Source organism: Caballeronia mineralivorans PML1(12) (genome assembly GCF_001028175.1).
Classification (GTDB): domain Bacteria; phylum Pseudomonadota; class Gammaproteobacteria; order Burkholderiales; family Burkholderiaceae; genus Caballeronia; species Caballeronia mineralivorans.
In genome coordinates, this window is record NZ_AEJF01000075.1 from 254,298 (window position 1) to 264,491 (window position 10,194).

Annotated in this window: 10 protein-coding genes; 5 read left to right on the forward strand and 5 right to left on the reverse strand. The window is 60.1% G+C overall.

Annotated features, from left to right (window positions below; all coding sequences use genetic code 11):
• Window positions 1-464: 464 nt before the first annotated feature.
• Both EOS_RS46995 and EOS_RS11150 read right to left on the reverse strand, forming a co-directional pair.
• A complete protein-coding gene (locus EOS_RS46995) occupies window positions 465-635 on the reverse strand; it encodes a hypothetical protein (protein ID WP_160312479.1) in 171 nt (56 codons plus the stop codon).
• A 109-nt stretch (window positions 636-744) separates the two neighbouring features.
• A complete protein-coding gene (locus EOS_RS11150) occupies window positions 745-1,176 on the reverse strand; it encodes an OsmC family protein (RefSeq protein ID WP_047846670.1) in 432 nt (143 codons plus the stop codon).
• A gap of 206 nt (window positions 1,177-1,382) precedes the next feature.
• Between EOS_RS11150 and EOS_RS11155 the strand changes: the two genes are divergently transcribed.
• Both EOS_RS11155 and EOS_RS11165 read left to right on the forward strand, forming a co-directional pair.
• Window positions 1,383-2,723: an NAD(P)/FAD-dependent oxidoreductase gene (locus EOS_RS11155; RefSeq protein WP_047846671.1), complete on the forward strand. Its 1,341-nt coding sequence runs from the start codon at window positions 1,383-1,385 to the stop codon at window positions 2,721-2,723.
• A 500-nt stretch (window positions 2,724-3,223) separates the two neighbouring features.
• On the forward strand, window positions 3,224-3,874 hold the full coding sequence (locus EOS_RS11165; RefSeq protein ID WP_047846673.1) for a DsbA family oxidoreductase: 651 nt from the start codon (window positions 3,224-3,226) through the stop codon (window positions 3,872-3,874).
• Between the two features lie 157 nt (window positions 3,875-4,031).
• Here the strand turns inward: EOS_RS11165 and waaC are convergent, their stop codons facing one another.
• Both waaC and ypfJ read right to left on the reverse strand, forming a co-directional pair.
• On the reverse strand, window positions 4,032-5,045 hold the full coding sequence (gene waaC / locus EOS_RS11170) for a lipopolysaccharide heptosyltransferase I (RefSeq protein ID WP_047846674.1): 1,014 nt from the start codon (window positions 5,043-5,045) through the stop codon (window positions 4,032-4,034).
• A gap of 337 nt (window positions 5,046-5,382) precedes the next feature.
• Window positions 5,383-6,291 (reverse strand): KPN_02809 family neutral zinc metallopeptidase, encoded by a 909-nt coding sequence (gene ypfJ / locus EOS_RS11175; protein WP_047846675.1) that lies wholly within the window; start codon window positions 6,289-6,291, stop codon window positions 5,383-5,385.
• A gap of 462 nt (window positions 6,292-6,753) precedes the next feature.
• On the opposite strand from ypfJ, the gene EOS_RS11180 reads away from it, so the two are divergent.
• From EOS_RS11180 to EOS_RS47495, 3 genes are read left to right on the forward strand one after another with little or no spacing between them, the layout of a single operon-like run.
• Window positions 6,754-8,166 (forward strand): cytochrome ubiquinol oxidase subunit I, encoded by a 1,413-nt coding sequence (locus EOS_RS11180; protein WP_047846705.1) that lies wholly within the window; start codon window positions 6,754-6,756, stop codon window positions 8,164-8,166.
• Between the two features lies 1 nt (window position 8,167).
• Window positions 8,168-9,169: a cytochrome d ubiquinol oxidase subunit II gene (gene cydB / locus EOS_RS11185; protein WP_047846676.1), complete on the forward strand. Its 1,002-nt coding sequence runs from the start codon at window positions 8,168-8,170 to the stop codon at window positions 9,167-9,169.
• Window positions 9,147-9,305 (forward strand): hypothetical protein, encoded by a 159-nt coding sequence (locus EOS_RS47495; RefSeq protein ID WP_166681305.1) that lies wholly within the window; start codon window positions 9,147-9,149, stop codon window positions 9,303-9,305. The genes cydB and EOS_RS47495 overlap by 23 nt, the downstream gene beginning before the upstream one ends.
• 334 nt (window positions 9,306-9,639) lie before the next feature.
• On the opposite strand, the gene EOS_RS11190 is transcribed toward EOS_RS47495, so the two are convergent.
• Window positions 9,640-9,939 carry a helix-turn-helix domain-containing protein gene (locus tag EOS_RS11190; protein WP_235442776.1) on the reverse strand — a complete coding sequence of 100 codons (300 nt, stop codon included), beginning with the start codon at window positions 9,937-9,939 and terminating at the stop codon, window positions 9,640-9,642.
• Between the last annotated feature and the right edge of the window lie 255 nt (window positions 9,940-10,194).

Consider the following 10,194-nt stretch of genomic DNA (forward strand, 5'->3'; position numbering starts at 1 on the left):
GAGCCTACGGCTCCTAGTCCCTTTCGGGATACGGCAGCACATCCTCGCAGCCCGTTTCGCGCCTACCCAAAGCTTGTCTGCGGCTGCAGGTTTCAGAGCCTGGAACTGAGGAAGCATTCCAGGGTGAGTCTTTAACTTCCGTACAACGTAGCTGCGATACCTCTCACAGCTCAGGCTGGTCAATCAGGCTTGATTTAACAAGCCTCGCCCTTCAGGGCCCCGAAGGGCGGGGTGATTGACCGATGCTCCAGGGCGGTGCTGCGTGTGGATGGAAGTGTCAGGAACCCGGGCCGGTTATCGATCTCGATGGCCCGGCCGGCCGGATGAACTTCGAGTGCCGTCAGATTACAGGTTCGGGGGAAATGGCGGGTTGCGCAGCTTGCACCGAACGGCTGAAAGTGCATTGCCGACGGAAAACAGCATTCCTGCTTTCGAAACGTTTGTGAACCGTAAACCGTTATGCGTCAGTGGGTTGGCGGCTGCTTGCCCATGTTGTCCACACGGCTATCCACAAAAAATGTGGATAAGTCCGGGTACTGGTTTTCGTTGGTGGCGTGTGGGAACGTCGGCAGTCCGATGATCAGCAGCAACAGCGACACGGCGATGAACGTGTGCGGAACCCGAGGGGGTCGCAAACAAATGACCTGCACATTTGGGCGTAGCTTTCCCGCAAAGACAAATGAGATGGCGCGGCCGGCTTCCCAGCCGCGCCTTGGCGTTCCAGCGTTCTTCCGTCCAACGAACTCAGGAAACGAATTCCGTATTCAGGGTGATCTTCGCGTTTCCAGCGAACAGCTTGGACACGGGACATCCCTCTTTCGCCGCGTTCGCAAGCTTCTCGAACGTGGCCTGGTCGGCGCCGGGCACCTTCGCTTTCACATCCAGATGGCAAGCGGTGATGGAGAAACCATCGCCGACCTTGTCCAGCGTCACGGTAGACTTCGTTTCGATACTTTCCGCCGTGAGGCCGGCCTGCGTGAGTTGTAGGGACAGCGCCATCGTGAAACAGCCCGAATGCGCAGCACCGATCAGCTCTTCGGGATTCGTTCCGGGACCGCCTTCGAAGCGGGAAGAAAAACCATACGGCGCGTCTTTCAAAACGCCGGTTTGCGTCGAAATGTAACCTTTACCATCCTTGATGCCACCACTCCATTTTGCCGATGCTGTCTTTTGCACGAGTGTTCTCCAGAAAGTCAGGGTGGATTTGCCGCGCAATGCCGCCGCAGCAAGGATTCGACCGCAAAGCCGGTTGATCCGACGGGCCGGCTTTGACGCGCCATCGGGTTGACCAAAGCACACAGGATGCCCGAAAGCACAGCGAGCGAGTTGTCCGGACGCGTTTCCCGGCATGACGCTCAGTTCGCCCTGTCCAAGGAAGATAGATGGGTCCACAAGTAGTTGAAGTCGTTGAAGATCGTGCTTTACCTGAGCGCGTCGATGTTGTCGTGATCGGCGGCGGCATTATCGGCGTGAGCACAGCCCTATATCTCGCAGAAAAGGGGATCTCGGTCGCGGTATGCGAGAAAGGGCATATTGCCGGCGAGCAATCGAGCCGCAACTGGGGCTGGTGCCGCGCAACGCATCGCGACCTGCGCGAGCTGGAACTCAGTCTCGAAAGCCTCAAGCTGTGGCGCGAGCTGGACCGAACGTTGGGCATTGATACCGGTTTCCGGCAGTGTGGCATCCTCTACGCCGCCGACGACCCGAAGGCGCTCGCCGATCACGAAAGCTGGCTGGCCCGTGCCGTCGGTCTCGTGGGGCGCGAAGGCATCGACTCACGCATCACGTCCAGCGAAGAAACGGCGGCGCTGATGCCTGGCGCGGCGCGCAAGTTTCCCGGCAGCATTTACACGCCCTCCGACGCCCGCGCGGAACCGCAGCGGGCGGCGCCGGCCATCGCCAATGCACTGCGCGCCAAAGGCGTGAAAGTGCTGACACCATGCGCTGTGCGCGGCATCGAAACGAGCGGCGGCACGCTTAGCGGCGTGGTGACGGAATACGGCTCGATCCGCTGCACAAGCGTGGTGGTCGCAGGCGGTGCGTGGACGCGTTTGTTTGCCGGCAGCGTCGGCGTCGAACTGCCGCAACTGACGGTGCGCTCGTCGGTCTTGCGCACGGAACCGCTCGACGGTGGACCGGAAGTCAGCGCCTGCAACCAGACCGTCGGATACCGCAAGCGGCTCGACGGCGGTTACACGATCGCGAATGCGTTCCATAGTCTTGCCGAGATCACGCCCGACAGCTTCCGGCTATTCAGCCAATATCTGCCTGCGCTGAAAAGCCAGTTCGGATCGATCGAGTTCGCTTTCGGCCAGCGATTTTTCGAGGCGTTGCGCCAGCCGCGGAAATGGCAACTCAACCAACCGACCATCTTCGAAACCGTACGCACGCTCGATCCACCGCCGACCCAAAAATTCAACGATGTCGCCATCAACGCGTTCCGTGCGATCTTCCCGGCGCTTGGAGACGTGAAAGTGGCACAGGCGTGGGCGGGTTATATCGACGTTACGCCGGACGCCGTGCCCGTGATCTCCGCTGCGCAACAGGTTCCCGGCATGTTCATCGCCACCGGTTTTTCAGGTCACGGCTTCGGAATCGGACCGGGTGCCGGGAAACTGATGGCGGATATTGTCGCAAACGACAAGCCACTAGTGGACCCGCGAGCGTTCCGGCTGAGTCGTTTCAGCGATGGGTCGAAGATCGAAATGGATGGCGGGTTTTAGCCGATGAACTCTCCCGCCGCCGCTACGCGTCTTGCGACGCTGTAGCGGGGGTTTCGCGGGTCACAGGGTCACAGACTTTGACTTCGCGCGTGGCCGCGCAAGAGGTTTGGGTCTCGCCGCTACGCCCGTTCCAGGAAAGGAGTGCGCGGGCATTTGTTCATTCAGTGCGCACTCGTCACCCGATGTTCCACCGCAGTCGACCACGCAACACCGGAAGAGTTGAGCCGGGTGCTACTCGATGCGGTCACCCAATTGTTTAGCCATCAGATCATTGATCCTGATCCGGGCTCACAATATCAGCTCAGTTGGCTGCTCCCGGTATTGCCGAGGAAACACAACGGCCTCGCCGAGCGCGAGACGAAAGCGTGCGGTTAAACACGTAAGACCTCCATGACATCGCTCGATTCGAAATCCTCCGCCGTTTCCGAGTGGCCGGAACCAAAGCTGAATGCGCGGTAGAATTTCGGACAAAATTTCGCCGGATATCAAACGAGCCTTATATGACAAGCCCCAAGCTGTGGATCGACGTGTGGTCGGATTTTGTGTGCCCGTTCTGCTATCTGGAAGTGCCGGTCATCGACCAGTTCCAGAATGCTTATGGCGACGCGGTCGAGGTCCGCTGGCACGCGTTCGAACTGCGTCCCGAACCCACGCCCGCGCTCGATCCCGACAGCGACTATCTGCATGAAACGTGGGAGAGTTCCGTCTACCCGATGGCCAACGAACGCGGTTTGCTGTTGCGTCTCCCGCCGGTTCAGCCGCGTAGCCGCAAGGCGTTTGAGACTGCGTTTTTCGCGCGCGAATCGGGTCGTTTCGAGGCCGTGCATCGTGCGATCTTCAAGGCGTTTTTCGAGGACGGTATCGATATTGGCGATACCGATGCGCTACTGGATATTGCCGCTACCTGCGGCATCGATCCGGAGTCGCTGGAAGAAGCGTTGCTGGGCGACGAACTCACCGACGCCGTGATCGAAGACGAAGAGTTCGCGAAAAAGCTCGGTGTGACGGGCGTGCCGTTCGCGGTGCTGTCACGCGAAGGAGTGGGCGATCAGGAACCGCCGCCGCCCATCGCGTTGCGCGGCGCGGCGCCAATCCAGCACTTTGAAGCAGCGATCGAGCGATTGTTTCCGGACGGATTCCCGGGGGCTTGAAGCGGCTTTTGGCGCTGAGAGTCGCCCGGAAAGTTGTTGGTTCAGGCGCCGCCCGTAGCGCCAGAAGAACTTGCCGGTAAGCAAGACTCGAGGCGAGAGCCCGCGTACCTCAAAACGGCTCCCGGCGAAGGAGACCTGAACGGTCTCCACGCCGCCATTACCAGGAAACAGCCCCTGTCGCGACATCGCGTGCCGCCGGTGTCACCGTTCCCGTCAACACGCTTTCGATAGCCTCCAGCACCGAAGCTACATCGGGTGGAGCGTGGTGATCGCCGACAGAAACCGAACGCCCCGGTGCGCTTATGCCGAAATGCCCGCGCGACGTCGCTGTGAAAATCATCACCGTGCGACGGCCCAGCGCATGCGCCAAGTGGACCAGCCCCGTATCCATGCCCACGACCAGCGCCGACGCGTCGATGCAATGCGCGCACTCGGTCACGCTCAGCTTCGGCAAGACAATCGCGCCCGGCACGAGCGCTGCTATCTGCTCGCCCTCCTTGCGCTCACCTTCGGTGCCCCACGGCAGCACGATCCGATAACCCCGCGCCGTCAGCGAACGCCCCGTCTCGGCCCATCGGTCAACCGGCCATTTCTTTTCATCGGCTGATGTAGCGTGGAACAGCATGGCAATGGGTGCACCCTGGGGAAGCTCGAGCGGCGTAGCAAGCGGCGGCAGATGCAGATTGAAGTCGGGGGTTTCGTCGAAGGTATAACCCAGCGCGTCGGCCACGCTTACGCGCATGCCCCGCCACGCATCCGTTCTCGGCCGCGGCCCGAAGCGCTTGTTGTACGCAAACGCCGCGCCGAGTTCACCCAGATCCCTGTTCTTATAACCATAACGCCGGCGCCCGCGCGCCAGGAACGCGATGATCGCGCTCTTGTACACACCATGGATATCCAGGACCACGTCGTACTTCTCAGCCCGCAATTCCCCGATGGACGCAGCGATGTCTTTCAAATCCGCCCAGCTTCGCGCTTTCTTGAACTTGCGCAGCGGCGCGCTCAACACGCGGTCCACGGCCGGATTCCAGCGAATAATGTCGGCAAAGGCCGCGTCTGCCGCCCAGTCGATCTTGGCAGACGGAAATGCACGGCGAAGATCGGAGACGACGGGCTGCGTCTCTACGATATCGCCCAATGATGTCACCTTGACAATCAGGATTCGCTTCATGGGGATGCTATGGGACCTTTAATTCGTCGACGGACGGGTCATGCCGCGACGCATGAGCCTGTACCGCCGGACGGTTGACTCGCTTGACCGGTTGCGCTTTCGGCAGATCGAAAGGCGTTCGGGTCACGGTCGATTTTTTGAAAGACGGAATTCTATAAATTGGCGTGACGCCGCGCTATCAGCATTTGTAAATTGACCGCTGCGCGTTCTGCCCGAATTATCCGTCGAAATAACGGTTTTCACTACTATTTCACAGTCTTTCCCGAACAAAGCGCTGACCGTTCAGGCGCTCCACCATTGAAAATTGCGCGATACAGCGGCTAAAAAAGGATCGCGATCAGAGCGCTTTAGCGCCGAAGGTGTTGCACTGTCCCAAATCGCCCGTCGCCAGTCCCCGATTCAACCAGCGCTGCCGCTGCGCACTCGTGCCGTGCGTAAAGGCCTCCGGAACCACGCGTCCTTGCGTCTCTTTCTGCAACCGGTCGTCGCCGATCGCACCGGCCGCGTTCAGCCCTTCCTGAAAATCGCCGGGCTCGATCAGCTTCGCATTATTCTTCTGGGCCACGTTCGCCCACACGCCGGCGAAACAATCTGCCTGCAATTCGACACGCACCGACAACTGGTTGGCCTGTTCCCGCGACATCCGTTGCCGCGCGGCATCGACTTTGTTCATGATGCCCAGCACGTTCTGCACATGGTGGCCAACTTCGTGCGCAATCACGTACGCCTGCGCGAAGTCTCCGCTTGCGCCGAAGCGGTCGCGCAGTTCCCGATAGAACGACAAATCGATGTACACCGTGCGGTCGCCCGGGCAGTAGAACGGGCCCATTGCTGACTGGCCGGTTCCGCACGCGGTGCGGGTGCCGCCGGAGAACAGGACAAGCTTCGGCGCGGGGTAATCCTGGTTGAACTGAGTACGGAAAATCTGCTGCCATGTGCGTTCGGTATTGCCGAGCACGCGGCGCACGAACACCGCGCCTTGATCGTTCGCGCTCGCCTGTGGCTGGCTGCGCGGATCCATCTGCCGTTGCTGTGGCTGGCTGTATGAACCACTCTGTCCGGTCGAACCGCCGCTCAGGATCAGCATTGGATCGATGCCGAAAAAATAGGCCGCTGCCAGCGCTATGACAATCGTACCGATACCGATCGAGCGCCCTCCGCCCATGCGAAATCCGCCACCGCCGCCCCCACCGGCGCCGCGCCGGTCCTCTACATTCCGGCTCTCTGCTTCGTCATCAAGACGCATGATTTTTCTCCCGTCGCGATGTTCGATTGGCTTCGCCGCAGACCTGTTTTCCCAACCGGGAAAATGCCGCCGACGCGGTTCCGTCATGGTACCCGGCGCGCGCCGGTGCGCCATTGGAGAATCGCACCAGCGAGCTTGCGGCACGCTGTGCGCCAGGCGTTTCCTCGCTCGACTGAGCACGGGGATACGCATTTTGACGCAGTGCGGTCGATTGTCGCGGAATTCGCGTACTGGGGGTTGCGAGTGTTAAATCCATGTTTCATAAAAGTTGCAGATAAACAGTAAGTTACGGATGAAAGTGCCTTAAAAATGCGACATTTGCGCGCATTTTCACACTCTACCGCGTCGCACCATCCATCTCGAAAACTGGCTTAGAGTCACTTCTGTCGTACTTAGTCCAACCAACCAGCGCCCGCCCGCGACCTCGTTTCGAGTGCGCCCGCGATGGATGCACAACCTGCCATGCATGCCACTCAGCAAGCGCTCGACCTAGCGCGTATTCAGTTCGCTTTCACGATTTCTTTTCACATCGTTTTCCCGGCGCTGAGCATCGGGCTGGCGAGTTTTATCGCCGTGCTCGAAGGCGCGTGGCTCAAGACGCGTCAGCCGGTCTACAAGGAGTTATGTCTGTTCTGGTCGAAGGTGTTCGCGGTGGCCTTCGGCATGGGCGTGGTGTCCGGCGTTGTAATGAGCTACGAATTCGGCACCAACTGGGGCGGCTTCTCGAGTTTCGCCGGCTCGATCACCGGCCCGCTACTCGCCTATGAGGTGATGACCGCGTTTTTCCTGGAAGCCGGCTTCCTCGGCATCATGCTGTTCGGCTGGAACAAGGTCGGACCGAAGGCGCACTTCGGCGCTACGTTGATGGTCGCCATCGGCACGCTGATCTCGACCTTCTGGATTCTTGCGTCGAATAGCTGGATGCAGACGCCGCGAGGTTTTCGTATCGAAGGCGATCATGTCGTGCCGGTCAGCTGGTTCCAGATCATCTTCAACCCGTCGTTTCCGTACCGGCTGACGCATATGGCGATCGCGGCATTTATCGTCGCGGGGCTGCTGGTGGCGGCTTCGGGTGCCTATCACCTGCTGAAAGGCCGCCGCGACCCCGCGATCAAGAAGATGTTTTCGATGTCGCTCTGGCTGCTGCTGGTGCTCACCCCGGTTCAGGCGGTCGTCGGCGATCAGCACGGCCTCAACACGCGCGAATATCAGCCGGCAAAGATCGCGGCGATCGAAGGCTTGTGGGACACCGAGAAAGGCGGCACTGCGCTGAATCTCTTCGGCATCCCGGACATGGAAGCGGAAACCACGAAATACGCCGTGTCCATTCCGCACTTGGGCAGCCTGATCCTGACCCATAGCTGGGACGGTGAAATCCGCGGCCTCAAGTCGTTTCCGAAAGAGGACCGGCCGAATTCGACCATCGTGTTCTGGAGTTTCCGGATCATGGCCGGGCTCGGTGTGCTGATGATCCTGTTGAGTGCCGCCGGCTTTGTGCTGCGGCGAAAAAACAAGCTGTTCGAGTCGAAGATGTTCCAGCGCTTCGTGCTTGTGATGGGGCCATCCGGCTTTATCTCCTTGCTGGCCGGCTGGGTGACGACCGAAGCAGGACGCCAGCCGTGGGTGGTCTACGGCGTGATGCGCACGGCGCAGGCCGTGTCGCCGGTTACAGCGCAGCAAGTTGGCGTGACGCTGCTGGTGTTTGTGGTGGTCTATACGCTCGTGTTCGGCACCGGCATCTACTACCTGCTGAAGCTGCTTAGAACCGGTCCCGCGCTGCCCGGCACGATCACGCACGCACCGCGCATGGACGACGACAACCACACCGCACGCCGGCCGCTGTCCGCCGCGACACATTCAATCGAAGGAGCCTGACATGGACTTGTCCCTTACGTGGGCCGCGATCATCGCGCTGGGCGTGCTGATGTACGTGGTACTGGACGGATTCGATCTCGGCATCGGCATCCTGTTTCCGTTCTTCCCCGAGGAGCGTGACCGCGACGTCATGATGAACACCATCGCGCCGGTCTGGGATGGCAACGAAACCTGGCTCGTGCTGGGCGGCGCCGGCCTGTTCGCTGCGTTTCCGATGATCTATTCGACCGTGCTGTCGGGCCTTTATCTACCGCTGATCTTCATGCTGATTTGCCTGATCTTTCGTGGCGTCACGTTCGAAATCCGCTCGAAGGCAACACGCACCAAGCCGATGTGGGATCTAGCGTTTATCGGCGGATCCGCGGGGGCGACATTCTTCCAGGGCGTGGCGCTCGGTGCGTTTCTCAATGGCATTCCGGTCGCGGACGGCCGTTTTTCAGGCGATGCCTTCACTTGGTTCACGCCCTTCAGCCTCTTCACCGGACTCGCGCTGGTGGTCACGTATGCGCTGCTCGGCTGCTGCTGGCTGATCGCGAAAACAGAGGGTGATCTGCAGCGCCGCTTTTATCGCATCGTGTGGCCGCTAACGCTGTTGCAGTTGGGGACTATCGCGGTCGTCAGTATTTGGACGCCGCTGCAGGACGCGGGAATTGCCACGCGCTGGTTCGATACCCCGTGGTTCTATCGATTCCTGCCGGTGCCCGTGCTTGTAATTGCCTGCGCGTGGCTGATGCGCCGGTCCATCCGTTCACGGCACGAAACACGGCCGTTCATGATGGCGCTGGCGTTCGTGCTGCTCGGTTATAGCGGCCTGGTGGCGAGCATTTCTCCCCATGCCATCTTCCCCGGCGTGTCGCTCTGGGAACTCGCGGCGCCGCATTCGAGCCAGCAATTCACGCTCATTGGCGCGGCGGTGATCTTGCCCGTGATCATCGCGTACACGACACTTGGTTATTGGGTTTTTCGAGGCAAGGTGCGCCATGGCGAACATCACTATCACTGAGACGGATGTCCAGCGCCGCAAGGGTGCGCGGCTCAAGAGCACGCTGTGGTTCGTCGCGCTCTGGTGCGTGGGTGTGGGCGGCGCGATGCTGCTGGCGCTGCCGTTCAAGCTACTGATCCAGATGGGCACACATTAGCGCTAAAGCGTGGCGCGGCGGAGCGCTATGCGATTCAGGCACACGCTCAAACCAATCGAACCACAGACCGGTTGGGAGACCGCTGGATGCGGCCTTCCCAGGATTCCCCGCAGCGCTTGTTGATCCGGTTCTTGTCGCCGTCAGCGCCTGACTAACCCCGAGCCGGCCATCGAGGTAAAGCGTGACAATCAGCACAGGAATGATTGGCACGTCAGAGACACGAAAGCGAAAACGCTGTGGTATGTCGACGGGTCAGATTGCAAGGCTAACGATTGTTAAGCCCGGTCGTCATTGCGTGTGCCCGTCTATCGACATCGCCCCGTCGGAGAACACTTTACGACTCGTCATTTTTTGCTGTACTGCGCGGCTTTGCGACTATGGTTTCGACCAGTGCTCGAACGCCCGCTCTTTCGCGCGCATCGAGTTCCCGATAACCGGCAATGAGCGCCCCTTCGTCCACGCTCAACGTAACTGTCGAGGGTTGGCCGCTTAGCAGGTAATGCACGTCGACGCCCGCCGCAGAAATTGCGGCAAGGTAATCGGAATTGGGCCGTCGCATGCCCTTCTCGTATTGGAACTGGGCCTGTTTCTGGACCCCGCCTAGCACGGCGAACTCCGTCTGGTTCAGCTTCATACGGCGCCGTTCCTGCCTTAGTCTGGCCGAAAATTCATCCATTTGATATTCTTTTGATTGACAATATAGCAAACGCTTTATAATCTGTCTTATATCGCACAGTTATTCCGATGGTACCGCACGCTTTGCCGACAAAGGCCCGCTCGCGCCTGCCGGAGGTGGCTGCACGTCTCGTCTCAGGAGGTTCTCATGCATGGAAAGTACGAAATCTGCGGCGCCCTGCCCGTGCGCTCCGAGTTCCGGCATGCGGATGCC

Bases quoted from the DNA above. Each gene is read 5' to 3' on its own strand.
- EOS_RS11155 (WP_047846671.1), top strand. From the start codon at position 1,383: ATGGGTCCACAAGTAGTTGAAGTCGTTGAAGATCGTGCTTTACCTGAG.
- EOS_RS11165 (WP_047846673.1), top strand. From the start codon at position 3,224: ATGACAAGCCCCAAGCTGTGGATCGACGTGTGGTCGGATTTTGTGTGC.
- waaC (WP_047846674.1), bottom strand. From the start codon at position 5,045: ATGAAGCGAATCCTGATTGTCAAGGTGACATCATTGGGCGATATCGTA.
- ypfJ (WP_047846675.1), bottom strand. From the start codon at position 6,291: ATGCGTCTTGATGACGAAGCAGAGAGCCGGAATGTAGAGGACCGGCGC.
- EOS_RS11180 (WP_047846705.1), top strand. From the start codon at position 6,754: ATGCATGCCACTCAGCAAGCGCTCGACCTAGCGCGTATTCAGTTCGCT.
- cydB (WP_047846676.1), top strand. From the start codon at position 8,168: ATGGACTTGTCCCTTACGTGGGCCGCGATCATCGCGCTGGGCGTGCTG.
- EOS_RS47495 (WP_166681305.1), top strand. From the start codon at position 9,147: ATGGCGAACATCACTATCACTGAGACGGATGTCCAGCGCCGCAAGGGT.
- EOS_RS11190 (WP_235442776.1), bottom strand. From the start codon at position 9,939: ATGAAGCTGAACCAGACGGAGTTCGCCGTGCTAGGCGGGGTCCAGAAA.